21 protein-coding genes and 1 tRNA gene are annotated in these 20,564 nt (G+C 64.6%); 11 read left to right on the forward strand and 11 right to left on the reverse strand.

Going from position 1 to position 20,564, the window contains the following annotated elements; translation table 11 throughout:
• Together Q0D31_RS21825 and chpT are read right to left on the reverse strand one after the other, a co-directional pair.
• The coding region (locus Q0D31_RS21825; RefSeq protein WP_291855954.1) for an Hpt domain-containing protein at positions 1-404 on the reverse strand (404 nt) is incomplete at its 3' end.
• Between the two features lie 192 nt (positions 405-596).
• Positions 597-1,244, reverse strand: coding sequence for a histidine phosphotransferase ChpT (chpT, locus tag Q0D31_RS21830; protein WP_291855956.1), 648 nt, complete (start codon positions 1,242-1,244; stop codon positions 597-599).
• A gap of 148 nt (positions 1,245-1,392) precedes the next feature.
• Between chpT and cysQ the strand changes: the two genes are divergently transcribed.
• Positions 1,393-2,217 (forward strand): 3'(2'),5'-bisphosphate nucleotidase CysQ, encoded by an 825-nt coding sequence (gene cysQ, locus Q0D31_RS21835; protein WP_291855957.1) that lies wholly within the window; start codon positions 1,393-1,395, stop codon positions 2,215-2,217.
• Here cysQ and Q0D31_RS21840 read toward each other — a convergent pair whose 3' ends face one another.
• Positions 2,218-2,682 carry a YHS domain-containing (seleno)protein gene (locus tag Q0D31_RS21840; protein WP_291855959.1) on the reverse strand — a complete coding sequence of 155 codons (465 nt, stop codon included), beginning with the start codon at positions 2,680-2,682 and terminating at the stop codon, positions 2,218-2,220.
• Between the two features lie 150 nt (positions 2,683-2,832).
• Here Q0D31_RS21840 and Q0D31_RS21845 point away from each other — a divergent pair, with 150 nt between their 5' ends.
• From Q0D31_RS21845 to Q0D31_RS21860, 4 genes are all read left to right on the forward strand, one after another.
• Positions 2,833-3,429, forward strand: coding sequence for a DUF1134 domain-containing protein (locus tag Q0D31_RS21845; RefSeq protein ID WP_291855961.1), 597 nt, complete (start codon positions 2,833-2,835; stop codon positions 3,427-3,429).
• Between the two features lie 118 nt (positions 3,430-3,547).
• Positions 3,548-4,831, forward strand: a complete 1,284-nt coding sequence (locus Q0D31_RS21850; protein ID WP_291855963.1) for a hypothetical protein — start codon at positions 3,548-3,550, stop codon at positions 4,829-4,831.
• Between the two features lie 106 nt (positions 4,832-4,937).
• Positions 4,938-5,012, forward strand: a tRNA-Val gene (locus Q0D31_RS21855).
• Positions 5,013-5,218: 206 nt separating this feature from the next.
• Positions 5,219-6,397, forward strand: coding sequence for a beta-propeller fold lactonase family protein (locus tag Q0D31_RS21860; RefSeq protein WP_291855966.1), 1,179 nt, complete (start codon positions 5,219-5,221; stop codon positions 6,395-6,397).
• A gap of 243 nt (positions 6,398-6,640) precedes the next feature.
• On the opposite strand, the gene Q0D31_RS21865 is transcribed toward Q0D31_RS21860, so the two are convergent.
• Together Q0D31_RS21865 and Q0D31_RS21870 are read right to left on the reverse strand one after the other, a co-directional pair.
• Positions 6,641-7,798: a helix-turn-helix transcriptional regulator gene (locus Q0D31_RS21865; protein ID WP_291855968.1), complete on the reverse strand. Its 1,158-nt coding sequence runs from the start codon at positions 7,796-7,798 to the stop codon at positions 6,641-6,643.
• Between the two features lie 261 nt (positions 7,799-8,059).
• On the reverse strand, positions 8,060-8,218 hold the full coding sequence (locus Q0D31_RS21870; RefSeq protein ID WP_291855970.1) for a hypothetical protein: 159 nt from the start codon (positions 8,216-8,218) through the stop codon (positions 8,060-8,062).
• Positions 8,219-8,293: 75 nt separating this feature from the next.
• Here Q0D31_RS21870 and Q0D31_RS21875 point away from each other — a divergent pair, with 75 nt between their 5' ends.
• The gene (locus tag Q0D31_RS21875) at positions 8,294-9,271 is read left to right on the forward strand and encodes a tripartite tricarboxylate transporter substrate binding protein (protein ID WP_291855972.1); all 978 of its coding nucleotides are present in this window, start codon (positions 8,294-8,296) and stop codon (positions 9,269-9,271) included.
• Between the two features lie 37 nt (positions 9,272-9,308).
• Here the strand turns inward: Q0D31_RS21875 and Q0D31_RS21880 are convergent, their stop codons facing one another.
• Positions 9,309-9,494, reverse strand: a complete 186-nt coding sequence (locus tag Q0D31_RS21880) for a hypothetical protein (RefSeq protein WP_291855974.1) — start codon at positions 9,492-9,494, stop codon at positions 9,309-9,311.
• Between the two features lie 145 nt (positions 9,495-9,639).
• Positions 9,640-11,187 carry an acetolactate synthase large subunit gene (locus tag Q0D31_RS21885; protein WP_291855976.1) on the reverse strand — a complete coding sequence of 516 codons (1,548 nt, stop codon included), beginning with the start codon at positions 11,185-11,187 and terminating at the stop codon, positions 9,640-9,642.
• A gap of 225 nt (positions 11,188-11,412) precedes the next feature.
• On the opposite strand from Q0D31_RS21885, the gene Q0D31_RS21890 reads away from it, so the two are divergent.
• Positions 11,413-11,994: a L,D-transpeptidase gene (locus Q0D31_RS21890; RefSeq protein WP_291855978.1), complete on the forward strand. Its 582-nt coding sequence runs from the start codon at positions 11,413-11,415 to the stop codon at positions 11,992-11,994.
• A gap of 14 nt (positions 11,995-12,008) precedes the next feature.
• Positions 12,009-12,821 (forward strand): DUF2927 domain-containing protein, encoded by an 813-nt coding sequence (locus Q0D31_RS21895; RefSeq protein ID WP_291855981.1) that lies wholly within the window; start codon positions 12,009-12,011, stop codon positions 12,819-12,821.
• Positions 12,822-12,845: 24 nt separating this feature from the next.
• Here the strand turns inward: Q0D31_RS21895 and Q0D31_RS21900 are convergent, their stop codons facing one another.
• From Q0D31_RS21900 to Q0D31_RS21910, 3 genes are all read right to left on the reverse strand, one after another.
• Positions 12,846-14,003 (reverse strand): M48 family metallopeptidase, encoded by a 1,158-nt coding sequence (locus Q0D31_RS21900; protein ID WP_291855983.1) that lies wholly within the window; start codon positions 14,001-14,003, stop codon positions 12,846-12,848.
• An 11-nt stretch (positions 14,004-14,014) separates the two neighbouring features.
• Positions 14,015-15,163, reverse strand: coding sequence for a DUF898 family protein (locus Q0D31_RS21905; protein WP_291856082.1), 1,149 nt, complete (start codon positions 15,161-15,163; stop codon positions 14,015-14,017).
• Positions 15,164-15,246: 83 nt separating this feature from the next.
• Positions 15,247-16,419 (reverse strand): isovaleryl-CoA dehydrogenase, encoded by a 1,173-nt coding sequence (locus Q0D31_RS21910; RefSeq protein ID WP_291855985.1) that lies wholly within the window; start codon positions 16,417-16,419, stop codon positions 15,247-15,249.
• A gap of 232 nt (positions 16,420-16,651) precedes the next feature.
• On the opposite strand from Q0D31_RS21910, the gene Q0D31_RS21915 reads away from it, so the two are divergent.
• Genes Q0D31_RS21915 through Q0D31_RS21925 form a run of 3 tightly spaced genes read left to right on the forward strand, consistent with a single transcriptional unit; the run spans position 16,652 to position 19,698 of the window.
• Entirely contained in the window at positions 16,652-17,923 is a 1,272-nt protein-coding gene (locus Q0D31_RS21915) for a cytochrome P450 (protein WP_291855987.1), read from the forward strand.
• Positions 17,924-17,980: 57 nt separating this feature from the next.
• Complete coding sequence (locus tag Q0D31_RS21920) at positions 17,981-19,255, forward strand: cytochrome P450 (RefSeq protein WP_291855989.1); 1,275 nt, start codon at positions 17,981-17,983, stop codon at positions 19,253-19,255.
• Positions 19,252-19,698, forward strand: coding sequence for a PaaI family thioesterase (locus Q0D31_RS21925; protein ID WP_291855991.1), 447 nt, complete (start codon positions 19,252-19,254; stop codon positions 19,696-19,698). Before Q0D31_RS21920 ends, Q0D31_RS21925 begins: the two co-directional genes overlap by 4 nt.
• 169 nt (positions 19,699-19,867) lie before the next feature.
• On the opposite strand, the gene Q0D31_RS21930 is transcribed toward Q0D31_RS21925, so the two are convergent.
• The gene (locus Q0D31_RS21930; RefSeq protein ID WP_291856084.1) at positions 19,868-20,269 is read right to left on the reverse strand and encodes a RidA family protein; all 402 of its coding nucleotides are present in this window, start codon (positions 20,267-20,269) and stop codon (positions 19,868-19,870) included.
• Positions 20,270-20,564 lie beyond the last annotated feature (295 nt).

The raw sequence follows: 20,564 nt of genomic DNA on the forward strand, positions 1-20,564 counted from the left end.
GGCTCGGCCGCCGCCTCCGCCGCATGCCCGCCGCCCTCGGCCATCTGATGCAGCAGCTCGATCAGATCCTCGTCGGTACCCTCCGGCTCGGCCTCGGTCGCCTCCAGCCCGGACAGGATATCCTTGATGCGGTCGATGCTCGAAAGAATCAGCGACACCGCTTCGGCCTTCACCGGCATGCCGTCGCGGAACTTGCCCATCAGCGTCTCGCCGGCATGCGCTAGCGCTTCAAGCCGCGGCAATCCCAGAAACCCGCACGTCCCCTTGATGGTGTGGACCAGCCGGAAGATGTTATCCAGGATCTTCGCGTCGCTCGGGTCCTGCTCAAATCGGACCAACTGATTGTCGACCGTGTCCAGGCTCTCGCTGGTCTCGGTCAGAAACTCACGCAACAGGTCATCCATGAAACCGGCCTTTGTACGCATCGGCACGCGACATCGACGCGCCTTACCGAACCTGGGCAGCTTCTACGCAAACCGTTTAATAATGGTTGAGCAAACGGAAAAGAACGGGCTCAACAAAGGGATAATCGGCGCCGTGAATCCAGCCGCCCATTTGTCAACCATTGGTTAAGGATTTCGAGCGCGCGGCCGCGCTCAGGACGCCGTGACGACGACCTTCTCGCCGTCGGTCGCGAGCGTCACCGCCAACCCGCAGGCCTGCGCCAGCAGCCGCGTATAATAGGGCTGCACCGCATGCGCATCGATGGCGGCCGTCGAGCTGACGCTCAGCAGATCGGCGATGTTCTGCGGCAGGCGGGCGTTCAGGCCGGCGGCCGTCACCTGAAAGCTCATCGTTTCGCCGTCGCCGACCGGCTCGATCGTCAGCGTGCCGCCCCGCGGAATCGTTTGCTGCGCAATGACCAGCATATTGAGCAACAGCTTGACGCGATTCTTCGGAAGCAGCAGCCGGGGCAAGTTCCAGGCGATGGTGATCTTGCCGTCCTCGATATGGCCCCGCGCCATGGTCTGGGCATCGCCGAGATCGATCTGTGCGGTCGCTGACCCGGCCGCGCCGAACGCCAGACGGCAGAACTGCAACCGCGCCGAGGCGGTCTTGGCGCTCTTGCGGATCAGATCGAGCGCAAAATCGCGGTCTTCTGGCTTCGGGTTGTCGTCAAGAACCTCAAGCCCATTGACGATGGCGCCGACCGGACTGATGAGATCGTGGCAGACCCGCGAACACAACAGCGCCGCAAGTTCGAGGGCGTCGGGAGCCGGACCGGGAGACGAAGTGCCAGACATCATATGTTCCTGGAATGCCGCCAAATGCGAAATGGCTGGCGGACCGTTACGAATCACGCGCTTGCTGGTTTGATACACTGCGTGGCCGCGTGCTGCCAGCACGGGGCGGCAATGGTAAGGCAGGACGAACAGCAAATGGGCCCGTTTCATGAATGAAGCACAGCCGCCCGCGCTCGACCGCGACGCTGCCGCCGCCCTGATGGAGCCGCTGACCGGCATCGTGCTCCGGGCCGGCGCCGCCATCCTTGCCGTCAACCGTTCCACCATGAAGGTCGACGGCAAGAGCGACGGATCGCCAGTCACGGAGGCGGATCTGGCGGCCGATCGCATCATCGCCAAGGGCTTGGCGGAACTGGCTCCGAAAATACCTTCGCTGTCGGAAGAGCGCGCTCACCTCTCCGTCCAGCCTTATAAAGACAGTTTCTTTCTGGTCGATCCGCTCGATGGCACCAAGGAATTCGTTGCCGGACGCAGCGAGTTCACCGTCAACCTGGCGCTGGTGACGCACGGAACGCCGCTGCTGGGCATCGTCTGCGCGCCGGCGCTCGGGCTGGTCTGGCGCGGCGTCGTCGGCCGCGGCGCGGAGCGGCTGACGCTCGGCGACGGCCCGCCCCTGATCGAGCCGATTCGCACCCGCCCCCGCCCGCCCTCGGGCAAGCCATGGACGGTTGCGGTCAGCCGCTCGCACGGTGATCCCAGGACCGAGGCCTTCATCGCCAGAAGGCCGGGGGCGGTGCGAACCGAACTCGGCTCGGCGGTCAAATTCGGCCGGGTGGCCGAAGGCAAGGTGGATGTGTATCCCCGACTGTCGCCAACCTGCGAGTGGGACGTGGCGGCCGGGCACGCGGTGGTGGTCGCGGCCGGCGGCAAGATCACGGATTCAAGCGGGGCCGCCGTGCTTTATGGCGTCGGGCGGAAGCACTTTATCATCCCGGAGTTCATTGCCTTCGGCGATCCCGAAGCGGCGCCCTGATTACTGCGCCAGTTCCTGTTCGAGCGCCGGCCAGCGCGCCGTCGCATCCTTGAGGAAATGCGCCGGGTTGGCGGCGAAGGCATCGCGATGTTCCTCGCGGCCGAACAGATAGAGCCGCTGATCCACGATCGCCCAGAAGCGGGGGTTGCCGGGATAGGTGACGCCCCGCACCAGATCGACCGGATCGTAACCGCCAAACCGGGGGCCGTAGATCTCCGGGTGGGCGACAAACGACGCGCGGTTGCCCTGGTTGCGAAAGCGCCAGACGGCGCCGGCCTTTGAGGCCTCGAAGTCACGCAATCCGACCGCCGCCTGGGCTTCGGTGAAATAGGCGACGGGATCGAAACCCTCGATCGCCAGCCCGGAATGCCGGCTCACGACCACGCGCTCGGTGGTGGCCGCCCGAACCGCAAGATCATGCCCGAGGGACGCCAGAATGGCCGAAAACAGCGCAATAATGGCCATTCCGGGGTGCCGACCGTAGCTTTCCTGCCGTTGTGCCGTCATAGTTGGTGCCGATAACATGCGAGTCGAAGGGATGCGGCGCAACCTACAGCCATGCTTGTTGGCGTCAGGTTAAGGCGGTGGCTAAAACTTCGTGACAGGGATTCTTTTATGACATTTGCCTCACGCCTGGCCGCAGCGACGGTCGCCGCGCTGATGTGCTGGACCGTGCCTTCTGCCGCGCAGCAGCCGCAACCGGCGCCGCCGCCGCGCGATGCCGGACCGACCGCCTTTGGGCCGGACGAACTGGTCTCGGCCGGGCACAAGTTCTTCGGCAACGTCTCGCGCGGACTTGCCTCCGTCATCGAGCGCGCCGTCAGCCAATGGGGACTTCCCAACGGCTACGTGCTCGGCGAGGAGGGCAGCGGCGCCTTTGTCGCGGGCCTGCGCTACGGTGAAGGCACGCTCTACACCAAGAACGCCGGCGACTTGCGGGTCTATTGGCAGGGTCCGTCGGTCGGCTTCGACTGGGGCGGCGACGGCGCGCGCACCATGATGCTGGTTTACAGCCTGCCAGCCACCCACGCGATCTATCAACGCTTCGTCGGCGTCGACGGCTCCGCCTACATCGTCGGCGGCTTCGGCATGACCGCGCTCACCGCCAACAACATCGTGCTGGTGCCGATCCGCTCCGGCATCGGTCTGCGGCTCGGCGCCAATGTCGGCTATCTCAAGTTCACGCCGCAAGCGACCTGGAACCCGTTCTAGCGCGGCGCCGCCGCCACTGCCTCCGCGCAAATTCAGGATAACGCCGCATTGGGCTGGCGTTGTGCCGGCAGGCCGTGGCATTGTCGCCAACGTTTCCCTCACCGCGTGGAGAACCACCATGATCGAACCGATCATGTATCTGGCGATCGGTTTTCTGGTCTCGATGCTGTTCGGACTGATGATCGTGCCGCTGGTGCATAACCGCGCGGTCCGGCTGACCACCCGCCGGCTCGAGGCGGCGACCCCGCTGTCGATGGCCGAAATCCAGGCCGACAAGGACCAGCTCCGCGCCGAGTTCGCAATGTCGGCGCGGCGTCTGGAAATCAACGTCGAGCAGCTCAAGAACAAGACCACCAGCCAGCTCGCCGAACTCGGCAAGAAGTCCGATGCGATCAACCGCATGAAGATCGAGCTGGGCGAGAAGAACGCCACCATCTTCGCGCTGGAGGCGCGCGAGAAGGCGGTCAAGGAGCAGTTGCGCGCCACCGAGGAGGAGTTTGCGGCCAAGACCGCGCTGCTGCGCAGCGCCGAACAGGCGCTGGCCGACAAGCAGGCCGAACTCGCGCGCATCAATCACGAATTATCCGACCGCTCGATGATGGCCGACAGCCGCCAGATCGAGCTGGTCGCGGTGCGGGCGCAGATCGACGAACTGAAGGGCCGCGTCGGCGACGCCGAGAAGGACTTTTCGGCGACCCAGGCCCGCCTCGCGCAGGAGCGTACCGAATCCGAAAGCGCGACGCGCGAACTGACAGAAGCCCGCGGCCGGGTCGAGAATTTGAGCCAGCGCGTCACCGATCTCGACCGGCAGTTGATCATCCAGATCAAGGAAGCCGAAATGCTCGGCAGCCGCGTCAACGATCTTGAAACCCGGCTGGCGACGCAGGGCAAGCTGCTGGCGGAGCGCGAATACGAGAACAAGCAGCTCAAGCAGGCGAGCGAAAACGCCGAACGCGCCGCCAGGGAGTTGCGCGAGGAGATCGCGGCGATGAACGGCGGCAAATCGCCGGTGGTCGAACGGCTGCGCCAGGAGAAGGCGGCGGTGGAAGAACAGCTCCGCCTCGCCCGCGACGAGCGCGCCAAGCTGCAGCGCGACATCAACGCGATAACGCAGCAGGCCGAAAGCTCGTGGGCGACCGAGCGGATGGAGAACGCGCTGTTGCGCGAGCGCATCAACGACATCGCCGCCGAGGTCGCGCGGCTCGCGATCCAGCTCGAGGGGCCGAATTCGACGATCGAGGCGATGCTGGCGGCGGAACCGGCCGCCAAGCCCCTGGCCAAGCCGGCCAACGATGTCAGCGGCGCCGCGCCGACGATTGCCCCGGATGGCGGCGGGACCCTCGCCGACCGCATCCGCGCCCTGCAATCGCACGCCTCCCGCGCCCGCCAGCAGGGCGCGTAATTCGCTTCAACGCTCCCGGCTGACGCCTGACGACGGATCGCTTGACACCGCCCGCCCGCGCTTCGTAAATCGCGGCTCCGATGGCGGTTACTCTTGCCCGGATCCCGGACGCATAGCTCAGCGGGAGAGCGTTCCCTTCACACGGGAGAGGTCCAAGGTTCGATCCCTTGTGCGTCCACCATATGCTCCCTGATTTGATGGGCTTTCCACTGCTCGGTAGTCGGGGTGAAGCAGATACCCCGGTCGTGAGGGTCGATGTCTGCGAATGACCCTGCGTAGAGAGTTCGCCTGCTTCCCCGGCCCGAATCCTCGGTGCGTGATCCGCCCGCTTCGTATACCATCCCGGACGGCCGGCGTCAGATCGGCAGCTCCTGGGAGGAAATCACGATGAAAGCTCGCGACCAACGCGATCGCACTCGCATGCTCAGCGTTCCGGCTCTATGCCTCGCTGCCTTCGCCATGGCGCCCACCGCCAGCGCCCAGCTCGCGGTGTCGTCGAACGACACCAAGGTCGTCAACGTCGATGGCGTGAACCGGATCGTCGAAAACCCGGCGCCCGACAACGTCACCATCATCGATCTCGGCGTCTCGCCGCCCAAAATCGTCGGCCAGCTCAACGCGCCGGGCTCCGTGGTCGGCCCGCCGCAGAGCGTGGCCATCGCCCCCGACGAGAGCATTGCGCTGGTGGTGGCCTCGACCAGGATCGACCCGTCCGACCCCAAGAAGACGGTCCCCGACAACAAGCTCAGCGTCATCGACCTCAAGGCCTCGCCGCCGGCGGTGATCGCCACGCTCGAATTGGGCGTCTCGCCCGCGGGTGTTTCGTTCAGTCCGGACGGCAAGCTGGTGCTGGTGACCAACCGCGGCGATGGCACGGTGTCGATCCTCACCGTCAACGGCAAGACGTTGACGCCGACCGGCACGATTCAGCTCGGCGACGCCAAATCAGGCCCGAGCCACGTCGCCTTCCTGTCCGACGGCAAGCGCGCGCTCGTCACCCGCGACGGCGATCACCGCATTTCCGTGCTGTCGGTCGACGGCGCGAAGGTGGAGGACACCAAGGCCTACATGGTCGCGGGGGTCCGGCCCTACAGCATGTCGATCAGCTCCAGAGGCGATCTTGCCGTGCTCACCAACCAGGGCGGCGGCCAGGGCGACACCGACATTATCAGCCTCATCGATCTGAAGAAGAACCCGCCCCGGATCGTCGAGCAGCACTCGGTCGGACAGATCCCCGAGGGCGCCAGCTTCTCGCCCGACGGCTCGCATGTGGCGGTGACGATCCAGAACGGCTCGAACCGGCCGAAGTCCCACCCGTCCTACAACGACCATGGCCTCGTCATGGTCTACCGCGTCGAGGGCGGCAAGCTCGCGCTCGCCGCCGAGGCGAAGGTGGGCGGCTGGGGCCAGGGGGTGGCCTGGAGCCGGGACGGCAAGACGCTGCTGGCGCAATCCATGCTCGACAAGGCGCTCGACGTGCTCGCCTTCGACGGCAAGTCGCTGAAGGTGACCGGCCAGATCAAGGTCCCGGGCGGCCCGGCGGGCATCCGCACGGTCGAGAAGTAATCGCGCCGCCAGATCGACCTGGCGCGCTCCGGTGGACCAGGGCTCGGTCTGATTGACCGAGCCCTGGTCGTTCCGCAAGAAAAATGGTTGCTCACGCCTTTTCGCACTCGAATGCGTGAAAATCCGTGAAGTTTGGATCGCTCCCAAGATCGGAGAGCTGGAGAGCGATGTTTTAGAAAGGTGGTGTCGCAGCAGGCGAACTTTCCACTGAAGCCACAAGGGAAACGAAAAAGAATCGCGTTCTCAGCCGGGTTCAGTTGCCCCTTGGATCTGAGCAGGTGCAAGAGCCGTCATCCCTAGCCTGACAAGCTGTGTCTGAGTCTTCGTGGAAGTCTTGGCAAAGAGATGCGATAGGTGAGACTTTACGGTCGGCAGTGAACAGCCGAGCCAATCCGCAGCATCGCTGAGAGTGTGCCCTTGGACTAACAACATCAAGACGCGACACTCCGCTGGAGTGATCGAGAAGTGCTTGACGAATACTTCTCCTGCCATCGGAGCCTGGCGTCCAAATTCTTGCAGAAAGATTGCAACTATTGGACTTGAGGTCCGTGAAAGTTCAAGTTTGCGACGACGCTTCAAGGGTAAGATCCATGCGGCTACTCCGTTGCCGCCGGATGGTCCCAAGGCCAATGGGATTCCGTTCTCAGGAATTGCTCCGGCACCATTAAGCAGCGCGGTCTCAATTGCCTTGTCGAGGGAGATTGCAGCGTCGCCGTCAGAAACGTGCAGCAGGTCTGCTCGCCGCTTAAGCCCCACATCCCGGTCGATCAATTGCTGAGCTGCACTGTTGCAGAAGGCAATCCGCTTCTGCCCGTCTAGCAAAATCACGCCTGTTCGCAGCAGCTCGAGCGCATCTGCTTCAAACTTGGGAACCTGTTGATGCGTTCCAAGGAGCTCCGCGATTTGCACCGCCCTCCTTACATGGGGTGACAGAGCACGAATCCGGGAAAGTGCATCGTCATCAAATTCGCCTTTGGACCACGCGCCAAAAATGCATAGGATACCATAACGATGCGACATCTTGGCTAGATGAGATCCTAAGGCATCACCCCAGCCGAGCGGTCGAAGAAACTCTCGGGCAAAGCGCGAAGAGAAATAGTCACTCTCCCCAGCGTATCGCGCCGCAGATATCGGGTCGTCTAAGGCACAATACCAGCCGCTGGTCATAACTGGGTTTAGGCGGGCGTACTTCTCGTTATAGATACGAATAGCTTCAGTCGGGACCGCCCAATCGACCGTGAAGTGTGCGGCTCTCGAGATCGGATCCTGGATCGAAATCGACGCATTTATGCCGTTCACCGAGCGGGCAATGGACTCCAGCACGCTTACCCAATCTTGCGGCTGCAACACGCAATCGTAGATACGTCCAACCAGCGATAACACGTCTGATTCGGTATTCAATTTTCATACTCGCAATGGCGGTGAGTGAAAAATGAAGCGTCGTTCGTGGCATCAAATCATCTAGACGGATGATGTATCAATTTGTCGCAGTAGAATAGTGCGGCATCGCAGCGGTCAGACAAGCCCCTCGCTCATGCTGTAAGCGGGAGAGGTCCAAGGTTCGATCCATTGCGCGTTCACCAGAAAATCCCTGTAAAATAAAGGACTTGCTTGAAATCCGCGGCTTCTGAGGGCGCGGTCCGTGATAACTCCGCGATAAAACTAATTCGATGCGTTAGCATCCGCCTGCGCGACGATGCGTGCACTCATCAGTCTGGCAGCGTTGGCTTCGGCGATGCCTGCACTACCATCGAAGCCGACATCCGAACCGGCGTTCGCAACGCCTGCTTCGTGCCAATCGGCCGCACTGCCCTCTTCCACCCTCTCTCAACACGGGTGTAGGCTGTTCCTAGCAGGACGTCCGGTTGAATGGCGCGTCCGCGTGGAGGGAGCATCATGAAATTTCCCCGCCGGAGATTCCTGCAACTGGCGGCGGGCGTCGCCGCGGCCCCCACCCTGCCCCGCGTGGCGCGGGCACAGGCCTATCCGTCGCGGCCGGTGCGCATCATCGTCGGCTTTCCCGCCGGCGGGGCCACCGACATCCAGGCGCGCCTGATGAGCCAATGGCTGTCGGATCGGCTCGGCCAGCAGTTCATCGTCGAGAACCGCGCCGGCGCCAGCGGCAATATCGGCACCGAGGCGGTCGCCAGGGCGCCGGCGGACGGCTACACCCTGCTGCAGATCGTAACCCCGCACGCGATCAACGCCGCGCTCTACAGCAATCTCAGTTTCGATTTCATCCGCGACATCGCGCCGGTCGTCTGTTCGGCGCGGCTGGCCTATGTCGTCGTGGTGCATCCGTCGGTCCCCGCCACGACGCTCCCCGAGTTCATCGCCTACGCCAAGGCCAACCCGGGCAAGATCAACTACGGGTCGGCCGGCCCAGGCACCCCCCAGAACATCGCCTGCGAACTCTTCAAGATGATGGCCGGCGTGAATCTGGTCCACGTCTCCTATCGCGGCGGGGCGCCTGCGACCACCGATCTGGTCGGCGGCCACATCCAGGTGATTTTCAGCCCGATATCGGAATCGATCGAACACATCAAGGCCGGCAAACTACGCCCGCTGGCGGTGACGACCGCGGCCCGGCTGGACGTGTTGCCTGACGTGCCGACGGTGGCGGACTTCGTGCCGGGTTACGAGGCCAGCGGTTTTGCCGGCATCGGCGTGCCGAGAGGCACCCCCGCCGACATCATCAATATGCTGAACCGCGAGCTCAATGCCGGCCTCGCCGACAGCAAGATCAGGGCGCGGATCGTCGAGCTCGGCGGCACCGTTGCCGGGGGAACGCCTGCGGCATTCGGGGCGATCATCTCGGAGGCGACCGAAAAGTGGGCGCGGGTGATCAAGCTCGCCGGCATCAAGGCTGAATAGGGCCGGCCTCCACCCGATGGCTGCTGGCCGGGCGCAGTTACCCGCAGGCCAGCATCCGTCGCTCGGGCTCGGACGGCGCGACGGCCTCCGCATCGCGAACGATGATGGTGACGTTCCAGCCTTCGCTGGCCCAGACCCGGGCCTTGGCCACCGCCATCAGCGAACTGCTCCGGTCCATCCTGACGGTTTCGTTTCCGCGTTCGGCAACGATCCGGTACGCCATGCCACAACCCCTCTACGCATCACAGAGGGGAATGTTCGGGTATGGCTTTGGCCACAATGGGCCGACAATTTGTTCATCCGGCGGCAACGGCAGCGCGCCGGAGCCGTTCGGAACGAGCCTACGCGCAAGTCGAGCGCGCGCCGCCTTACATCTGCACTTCGATCAGCCGCGGGCCCGGCTCGGCGATGGCTTCGGCCAGCGCCTTGTTGAAGTCGTCGGCCGTGGCGACCGCGCGGCCGGGCACGCCCATACCTTTGGCGAGCGCGACGAAGTCGATGGTCGGGCGGTCGAGCTTGAGCATGTCGAGCGCCCGCTGTCCGGGTTCGCCGGCGCCGACGCCGTCGAACTCGCCGCGCAGGATCTGGTAGATCCGGTTGGCGAACACGATGGTGACGACGTTGAGGCCTTCGCGCGCCTGCGTCCACAGCGATTGCAGCGTGTACATCGCGCTGCCGTCGCCGACCATGCAGATCACCTTGCGGTCGGGGCACGCCACCGCAGCACCAGTCGCCACCGGGGTCGAGAACCCGATCGAGCCGCCCATGTTCTGCAGCCAGTCGTGCGGCGCGGCGGCCGCCGTCGGCGGGAAGAAGCCGCGGCCGGTAGTGACCGACTCGTCGACCACGATGGCGTTTTCCGGGATCGCCATCGCGATCGCCTGCGCGATCGAGGCATGGGTCAGCGCGCCGGTCGGCTTTGCGATCTCGACCAGCTTCTGCGGCGGCCGGTCGGCCGGCTGCGCGTGCAACGCGCCGGCCAGCGCTTCCAGCGCGGCCACGGAGTTCTCCCCGCCCGAGGTCATGCGATGCACCTCGCAGCCCTGCGGCTTGAGCAGGCTCGGCTTGTTCGGATAGGCGAAGAACGCGACGGGGTCGTTGGCCTCGACCAGCACGATGTTCCTGAAGTCCTTGAGGATCGGCAGCGCCTGCTCGATCACATAGGGAATGCGGTCGATCGCGAACCGGCCCCTGCCCCGCGCCATCCGCGGATTGTAGGTCTGCCCCATCACCTTGCAGCCGGTCTTGCCTGATATCTGCGCCGCCAGCGCCAGCCCGTGCTCGGTCAGCGCGCCGCCCGTGAGCAGCAGCAGCGTCTGGGCGCCGCCGCCGCGCAGCACCTTGGCGGCGTGGTCCACCGCCTGCGCGGAATAGCTCGCCCGCTGGCTCTCGGCGGGAACCTGCGCGATGCCGTCGGCCTCGTTCCAGGCGGTGTCGGCGGGCAGGATCAGCGTGGCGATCTGCGGCGGCGCGCTCCTGGCGGCGGCGATCGCGGCGGCGCCGTCCGCGGCGACGGATTTGGCATCCGGCGAGGTCCGCACCCAGGACGACATCGGCCGCGCCAGCCCCTCGATGTCGGACGTCAAGGGCGCGTTGTAGCCGATATGGTAGGTCGCGTGCTGGCCGACGATGTTGACGATGCCGGAATTCGCCTTCTTGGCGTTGTGCAGATTGGCAAGGCCGTTGGCGAGGCCGGGCCCGAGATGCAGCAGGGTCGAAGCCGGCGAGCCCTTCATGCGGTAGTAGCCGTCGGCGGCGCCGGTCACCACGCCCTCGAACAGGCCGAGCACGCAGCGCATGCCCTCGACCCGGTCCAGCGCGGCGACGAAATGCATCTCCGAGGTTCCCGGATTGGTGAAGCAGACGTCAACGCCGCCTGCGACCAATGTCCGCACCAGGCTTTCCGCACCGTTCATGGTCTCGCTCCCTTTCTCGCAATCGTTCTGCAAGCTTTTGGGGATCAAACATTGTTCGCACGTTTCGTCAAAGGTTTAGCGACACAATGCAGCCATCGCCTGCCGCGGCTTGCGTTTTCCGGCGGCTGTGTTTGAAAATGCCGAGGTCACGGGTTGTTCGCTTGCGAAATCGCGGCGATTGTGGCCTGTCTCACCACTTATTCCGATTTTCTCGCGAGGAAGAACATGATCCGGGCTTTGGCTTTGCTGGTTGCGGCGGTGACGGTGCTGGGGGGTGCCGGCCAGGCGCAGGCGCAAGGCTTCGACTTGCGCGACATCCTGGGCGGCGGACCCAATTTTCACGGCGGAGGCCTCGGCGGAACCAGCCCGATCCGGCGCACGACCGTGAGCTTCAGCGGCAATTACGCACCGGGAACGATCTACATCAGCACCGCCGAGCGCCGGCTCTATCTGGTGCTCGGCAACGGCCAGGCGCTGGCCTACGGCATCGGCGTCGGCCGCGACGGTTTTCGCTGGAGCGGGAACCACCGCATCACCGCCAAGAAGGAATGGCCGAGCTGGACCCCGCCCGCGCAAATGCTGAGGCGGCGGCCCGACCTGCCGCGGCACATGGTCGGCGGCGAGGACAACCCGCTCGGCGCGCGCGCGATGTATCTGGGATCGACGCTGTACCGCATCCACGGCTCCAACGAACCCGAGACGATCGGACAGGCGGTGTCATCAGGATGCTTCCGCATGACCAACGAGGACGTGACCGATCTCTACAACAGAGTCTCGGTCGGCACCCCCGTCATTGTGAGGAATTAGGCAGCGGCGCGCCGATGCGCAGGCGCCGCCGATCCCCGTCTCTCCGACTCCTGACGGCGGCCCTCGCCGTCGTCGCGCTCGGTGAAATCTCGCTGCCGAAGGCGGCGGTTGCCGAAATTCCCGCGGTCGCGCAGCGCCAGCGCGCCGAGAAGAAGAGCTTCACCGACAGCCAGATCGTGGACGGCTTCCTGAAGGTCGCGTTCGGCGCCGAGCATCATCTCGCCGGACGCGTTGACCGGATCCGGAAATATGTGACGCCGGTCCGGGTGTTTGCCGACGGCGCCCGCGCCGACCGCAAGGCCCAGCTTGCCCGGGTCGTGGCCGACATCGCAAGGCGCGTGCAGCACCTCGATATCGCCATGGCCGACAACGACGAAGCCGCCAATGTGCGGGTCAAGCTGGTCCGCGATCGCGACCTCTATCGCACCATGACGAGCTTGTTCGGCCGGCAACGCGCGGGCGAGATTCGCGCCTCGCTCGACCCGCAATGCCTGAGCGGCTTTCGAAAAAACGAGAAATACGAAATCGATCGCTCCGACGTGATCCTGACCGTCGACACCGGCGACTTCGTCTTCTTCGACTGCGCCTATGAGGAATTGCTGCAATCGCTGGGGCCGATCAACGATACCGCGAGCGTGCCGTGGACCATGTTCAACGACAATGTCTCGATGGGCTTTTTCGATATCTACGACCAATACCTGCTGAACCTGCTCTATGACCCCCGGATCAAGGCCGGCATGACCGTGCAGGAGGTCAAGGCGGTGCTGCCTGATGTGCTGGCCGACGTCCGCGCCTGGGTGCGGAAGGTCAACAACCTGCCGCAGTGACTTCGGCGCCCAGACAACATCCGCTCATATCTTGGTGTCGCGAGGCTTGGCATTCCCGGGCTTGGCATCCCCGGGTTTGGCGTCGCAGATCGACTTCAGCGACCGCCATTCCGCCGCCGTCAGCAGCGGCGGTCCGCTGGGCGCGCGGTCTTCCCGGCTCATCCGCGCCAGCCGGTCTTCGGTCAGGGGATGGCTGGCGAGAATCGAAAGGCCCTTGCCGCCTTCCTTCCCGGTGACCCGGAACAGCAATTCCCCGGTCGGCTTCGCCGGCCTGCCGAGCCGGTGCATGACATCGATGGCGAAGCTGTCGGCATTCTGCTCGGCCTCGCGCGAATGCGAGGACGTGACCATGGTGCGGGAGGCGAAGATCAAGGCGCTGGAGCCGGTGATGTCGCCGAACAAAAGCCCGATCAGAAACGACGCGCCGCTGTCGTGGATCAGGCCGCGGATGTTGTCGCGATGCTTGAGATGGCCAAGCTCGTGGGCCAGCACGCCGGCGATCTCGTCGGGATTCTCGGCCTTGGCCAGCAACCCGTCGAACAGGTAGACCTTGCCGCCCGGCAACGCTAGCGCGTTCGGGATCGAACTCGACAGCACGCCTGATTGAACCGAGGTGTCGAGCCCGGCGGCTTGCCGGATCGCGGTCACCAGCTTGGCGAAGGCCCTTTGGCCGGCCGCATTGTCGCAAACCCTGGCGTCGAACATCGTCTTGACCTGCGCGTCGGCGACCTCGCCGAGACGCCGCTCGAACGCATCGGGCACCAGCGGCGTCAGGCGGTCGGCGGCGAGTGGAAGGCCGAACAGCACCACGGCGACGATGGAAGCCGCGGCCGCCAGCGACCAGCCGACGACGGCGGCTACACCGCCGCGGCCGGGCGTGTTGTCGTCAATGCTGGCGCAGCGCTCCACCAGCCTGGCCGCCAGGGCGGCGTCGCGAACCTCAAGGCGAGCCAGCGCGGGCGCGCTCAGGCAGCTCAGACGCAGGATTCCCGAGGGTCCGTCGGCGCGACGGACGTCGCCATAGGCCCACGCCGCCAGCGTCCGGTCGCCTTCCCTGATCGTGAGCTGGTCGGACAAGCCGAGCGTGACCGCGCGCCGCCGACTGGACGCCCCGTCGAAATAAGTCGCCAGGCCGTCGGTGGGCGAACTTGCTGGCTCCCGCGCTTCCCTGTCCATCGCCATCCAGGCTCCGATCACAAGCCGCCGACATCGAGGCCATCCGCGAACCCCTCGCCGAGCGCACCGGCCAGTTCGCCCCGCGTGGCGACATTGCGGACAGCCTCGATACCAGTGATGTTGACCGACCCCATCACCTTCACCCAGAGATCGCGCAGCAGGTAGATCCGGATCACCACGTTGACCGCCAGCGCGAATGCCAGATAGCCGACGGCCGCCAGCGCCAGCAGCGGGATGCTCTTCGCAAATTCCTGCGACCTGAAAAAATCCGCCATCGGGGCGCCGGTCATGCTCGCTACCAACGCGGCCGACAGCGCCAGGTAAGCGGCGAACACCAGCGCCAGCACGACGACCCAGCCGATCACCTTCCAGTACAGCCCGATCAGCGCGCCGCGCGGCAACGAGGATTCAACGCGCACACCGCCCAACCGCACGCCCGACAACCACCAGCGCCATTCCACCGCCTTGAAAGCGCCGTAGACAAAGGGCGCGAGCGGAAAAACGTACATGGCAACAGGCGCCAACAGCCACAGCCACCAGCCGCGCTTGAAGAATTCCCAGCCGCGCCCCTCGAAACCGCCCTGCACTTCCCCGTAGAAGGAATGGCGCATCTTGTAGCGTTCGAGCGCCGCCGTGCGCCATGGCAGCGCCAGCCCCAGCGTCGACACCACCAACAGGCCCCACAAAGATGCCTGCAAGGCATACATCCACCCCGAGCCGCTCATCCAGAACCGCACGCCGCGCCACACCGTGCGCGTCAGGCGATAGCGCCGCGCGCGGTAGATCGCGAACTGCCCGAACACGTAGAAGAACGCGACCAGCGGAATGCTCGCGAAGGCCTGGATGTGCTCGGCCTCGAGGCCAACGAGGAAATAGCCGAGATAGATCGGGAGCAGGATCGCGAGCGCGACCAGAAATCCGATCAGCAACTCCCTGGCGCGGCCGGTGTATTCGGCGCCGTCGCCATCGACCAGGGTATTGGCCCAAAGATGGCGGCGCATGTCGGTGAGGAGCCAGAACCGGTAGAAGCCGAGGGTGACGAACTCAAGCCCGGCGCCGCGCCTGACCAGATCGAAGAATTCGCCCCTTCTGCCGGAAAACGCCACCGGCATCGGCGGCGGCACGGATGGCACCGAGGGCGGCGGCACCTGCGGGAGCCAGTTCATCTGGTTCATGGATCAATTCCAGCAAGACTTTCCGCAATCAAACCACGGATTGGTGGGTCGCTGTGTGACCCAGCTCCCATGCGCTAGGCGGTTTTTTCGAACAGCTCGCGGCCGATCAGCATGCGGCGGATTTCGCTGGTGCCGGCGCCGATTTCATAGAGCTTGGCGTCCCGCAGCAGCCGGCCGGTCGGATAGTCGTTGATATAGCCGTTGCCGCCGAGCAGCTGGATGGCATCGAGCGCGCATTGCGTGGCCTTCTCCGCGGCGTAGAGAATCGCGCCGGCGGCGTCCTCGCGCGTGGTCTCGCCGCGGTCGCAGGCCTTCGCCACCGCGTACACATAGGCGCGCGAGGCGTTCATCGTGGTGTACATGTCGGCGATCTTGCCCTGCACCAGCTGGAAGGTGCCGATCGGCTGGCCGAATTGCTTGCGCTCGTGAACGTAGGGCAGCACCACGTCCATGCAGGCCTGCATGATGCCGATCGGACCCGCCGCCAGCACCGCGCGCTCGTAGTCGAGGCCGCTCATCAGCACGTTGACGCCGCGGCCGACCTCGCTCAGCACGTTTTCCGCAGGCACCTCGCAATCCTCGAACACCAGTTCGCAGGTATCGGAGCCGCGCATGCCAAGCTTGTCGAGCTTCTGCGCGGTCGAAAATCCCTTCATGCCCTTCTCGATCAGGAAGGCGGTGATGCCGCGCGGGCCGGCATCGGCATCGGACCGGGCATACACCACCAGCGTATCGGCAACCGGGCCGTTGGTGATCCACATCTTGCTGCCGTTGAGCACAAAGCGATCGCCCTTGCGGTCGGCGCGCGTCTTCATCGACACCACGTCGGAACCGGAACCGGGCTCCGACATCGCCAGCGCGCCGACGTGCTCGCCCGAGATCAGCTTGGGCAGATACTTCCGCTTCTGCGTCTCGTTGCCGTTGCGGCGGATCTGGTTGACGCAGAGGTTGGAATGGGCGCCGTAGGACAGCCCGACCGCGGCGGAGGCGCGCGACATTTCCTCGACCGCGATGCAATGCTCGAGATAGCCGAGGCCGCTGCCGCCATATTCCTCCTCCACCGTGATGCCGTGCAGCCCGAGCGCCCCTATTCTGGGCCAGAGGTCGCGGGGAAACTGGTTGCTGCGGTCGATCTCGGCCGCGCGCGGCGCGATCTCGTTCTGCGAGAACGCATGCACGGTGTCGCGAATCGCGTCCGCGGTCTCGCCGAGGTCGAAGTTGAACATCCGATGGGCGTTGGGGATCATGGCAGGCGGCCTCCGGCAGATTCTGGACGGCTTGGTTGCGCAAGCCCTATCCGCTCGAAATCAGCTTGTCACGGGCCGAATGGGCTGAGAAGAGGCCTTGCCGAGGCGGGCCGATGGCTGCGCAGCCGGATGCTGCAAACTCGCCCTTGCTCTGGCGCGCGCGACGGGCTGTAATTCACCCAAAGCGCCGCCCGGGTACCGTTTCGGGCAGGTCGCGATCAGGGAGCCGCCCATGCACGGAACCATCGATCTCGCCGGGGAGTCGCAGCTGCAGGCCGCGCGCGACCGGGCCGATTCGATTGCGCTCGACGATTTCGACGTCAGCGATCCCGAACTGTTCAAGACCGATACGTTCTGGCCGTATTTCGACCGGCTGCGCCGCGAAGACCCGGTGCATTACTGCAAGGACAGCATGTTCGGGCCGTATTGGTCGGTGACGAAATACAACGACATCATGGATGTCGAAACCAACCATGCGGTGTTCTCGTCGGCGGCCTCGCTGGGCGGCATCACCATCCGCGACGTGGCGCCGGACCTGCGCCGCGAGAGCTTCATCGCCATGGACCAGCCGCGCCACAGCGGCCAGCGCAAGACCGTGGCGCCGATGTTCACGCCGACGCATCTCGACCAGCTCGCGGTCAATATCCGCAAGCGTTCGGCTGAATGCCTCGACAATCTCCCGGTCAACGAGGAGTTCGACTGGGTCGACCGGGTCTCGATCGAACTCACCACCCAGATGCTCGCGGTGCTGTTCGATTTTCCCTGGGAGGACCGCCGCAAACTGACGCGCTGGTCCGACGTCGCCACCACGCTTCCCGGCCCCGGCGGGCTCGTCGCCACCGAGGAGGAGCGGCAGGCGGAGCTGCTGGAATGCGCCAGCTACTTTGCACGGCTCTGGAAGGAGCGCGCCAGCCAGCCGCCGAAGAGCGACCTGCTGTCGATGATGGCCCACAGCGACGCCACCCGCGACATGGACCCGAAGAACTTTCTCGGCAACCTGATCCTCTTGATCGTCGGCGGCAACGACACCACCCGCAACACGCTGACGGGCAGCCTCTATGCCCTGAACAAGAATCCGGACCAGTACCGCAAGCTGCGCGACAACCCCGGCCTGATCGACAGTTTCGTGCCGGAGGTGATCCGCTGGCAGACGCCGCTGGCGCATATGCGCCGCACCGCGCTCGAAGACATTGAATTCCGCGGCAGGCAGATCAGGAAAGGCGACAAGGTCGTGATGTGGTACGTCTCGGGCAACCGCGACGAGGACGTGATCGAGCGCCCCTACGACTTCATCATCGACCGCGCCCGGCCGCGCACCCACATTTCCTTCGGCTTCGGCATCCACCGCTGCGTCGGAATCCGGCTGGCCGAGCTGCAGTTGAAGATAATTTGGGAAGAAATCCTCAAGCGGTTCGACCATATTGAGGTGGTCGGCGAGCCCAGGCGGGTGTATTCGAGTTTCGTCAAGGGCTACGAGACCCTGCCGGTCCGCATCGCGGGCTAGTCCCCTGCGCGTGAGCCGCGGACATTTGAGCCACTAGTATCACCTGGGATGATCAACATGAACGTCCAGACCGCCATCAGACCCGACCGGACCGAGCTCATGCGCGCCGCGCGCGAGGAAGCCTGTGCGACGCCGCTGAAGGATTTCCATCCCGGCGCGCCAAGGCTGTTCCAGAACGATACGCTGTGGCCGTGGTTCGAGCGGCTGCGCAAGGAAGAGCCGGTGCATTACTGCACCAACGCGCCGATCGAGCCCTATTGGTCGGTCACCAAATACAGCGACATCATGCATGTCGACACCAACCACGGCATTTTCTCCTCGGACTCCACGCTCGGCGGCATCTCGATCCGCGACGTGCCGCCCGGCTATGACTATCCGAGCTTCATCGCGATGGACCAGCCCAGGCACTCGGCGCAGCGCAAGACGGTGTCGCCGATGTTCACCCCCACGCATCTGGACGAGCTGGCGAAACTGATCCGCGAGCGCGCGCAGAAGGTGCTGGACAATCTGCCGCGCAACGAGACCTTCAACTTCGTCGAACGGGTCTCGATCGAGCTGACCACGCAGATGCTGGCGACCCTGTTCGATTTCCCCTGGGAGGAGCGGCGCAAGCTGACGCGCTGGTCCGACGTCTCGACCGCGCTGCCCAAGAGCGGCGTCGTCGAATCGCCGGAGCAGCGGCGCCGGGAGATGGACGAGTGCTACGCCTATTTCTCAAAACTCTGGAACGAGCGCGTCAACGCGCCGCCGCGCAACGACCTGTTGTCGATGATGGCGCACAGCGACGCGACGCGGCACATGGACCCCGACAATCTGATGGGCAACATCATCCTGCTGATCGTCGGCGGCAACGACACCACCCGCAACACCATGAGCGGCTCGGTGCTGGCGCTGAACGAGCACCCCGACCAGTACCAGAAGCTGCGCGACAACCCCGCCCTGATCGATTCCATGGTGCCGGAAGTGATCCGCTGGCAGACCCCGCTGGCCCACATGCGGCGCACCGCTTTGGTCGATACCGAGATCCGCGGCAAGAAGATCAAAAAGGGCGACCGCGTCGTGATGTGGTACGTCTCCGGCAACCGCGACGAGGACGGCATCGATCGGCCCGAGGAGTTCATCATCGACCGCCCCCGCCCCCGCACCCATCTGTCGTTCGGCTTCGGCATCCACCGCTGCGTCGGCATGCGGCTGGCCGAACTGCAGCTCAAGATCGTGTGGCAGGAGATGCTCAAGCGATTCGACCGCATCGAGGTGGTCGGCGAACCGAAACGGGTCTATTCGAGTTTCGTGCGCGGCATCGAGCAGTTGCCGGTGCGTATTCCCGGATGAGCGGCGGCGAACTCAATCCGCCCTCGCTTGCCGAAGCGATCAACGCCAAGGGCTTCACCGGCGCGGCCGGTGTCCGCATCGTGGCCATCAAGCCCGGACATGCCGAGATCGCGCTGGCGCGGCGCGACGACCTCTTGCAGTTCTTCGGCCATTTTCACGGCGGCGTCATCACGGCGCTGGCCGATCAGGCCGCCGGCATCGCCGTCACCTCGGCCCTGCCCAAAGGCAGGATCGGCGTCACCGTCGAGATCAAGGTCAACTTCCTCAGCCCCGCCGACGGCATCGAACTCATCGCCCGCGCCAACACCCTGAAGATGTCGGGCTCGATCGGCGTTGCCACCGTCGAGGTCTTTTCCAGGAGCGAGAGCGCCGAGACGCTCTGCGCCTTCTGCACCGCCACGATGCGGTCGCTGGATTTGCCGGGCGAGTTCCGGCAGCCATAGGGCTCAAATCCACAAACCCTGAATGGTCGGCGGACGTCCGCTTTGGGGCGCATCCCAGACTCAAGTCGGAAATCGCGTGAGGTCCGAAAAGTGCCAATAGCCGACGATCAGGCGGGATCGCTCCCGCATCGATTATGGCTGGCACTACCCAGACCGTTAGGTCGGCGAACTAACCACCCGCGCCGATTAGGCCGGTCGCGTTGATCTCCACCTTGAGCGGCGGGCTGGCTTTAGGCGAACCAACACGCTTTACCTCGATCAAGGTTGAGCAGGGAAAGTCGCCGGTGAAGAACTCCCGGCGCGCGCGCCACACCTCGGTGTTTTCATCGAGATTGGTGACGTACACCGTGATAGACATGATGTCATTCATCTTGCCGCCCGCGGCCTCCAGCAGGTGCTTGAACTTCTGAAAGATCGACTTGGCCTGAATGTACATGTCGTCGCCTGGATGCTCCCCCTTAGGCCCCGAGCCGGTCATCCCCGCGATGTGGAAATATCCGTTTGCCACCTTCATGTTAGACCACGTCTGCGGCGGCGCCTCCGCCACGTCGGACGATCGGATAGTTTTCATGCTCAAGGGTCCCTCCTGTGAAGCGGATTCGAAGCGAGAGGATGCAGAGGATGCAATGTCGTTTGGACCTTCCGTCCAATCAGTTCGTGGCGGTCGTCCTCGCGACGCGCAAGCGGATCGTACCATGCTCATCGCGATGGTAAATGGGGCCGAGTTTTGGTTCGCGCGGTGATTGGCCTTGGGTCATTCGCGACCGAATTGAACCTTCCAGCCGATGTCCGGTTTACCCCCGGTAGCGACCGGATAGCCACCCGCAGCTTATCGGAGGTTTTGCCAAGGCTGCCGGATTATCCAT

This window comes from Bradyrhizobium sp. (assembly GCF_022844465.1).
Lineage (GTDB): Bacteria > Pseudomonadota > Alphaproteobacteria > Rhizobiales > Xanthobacteraceae > Bradyrhizobium.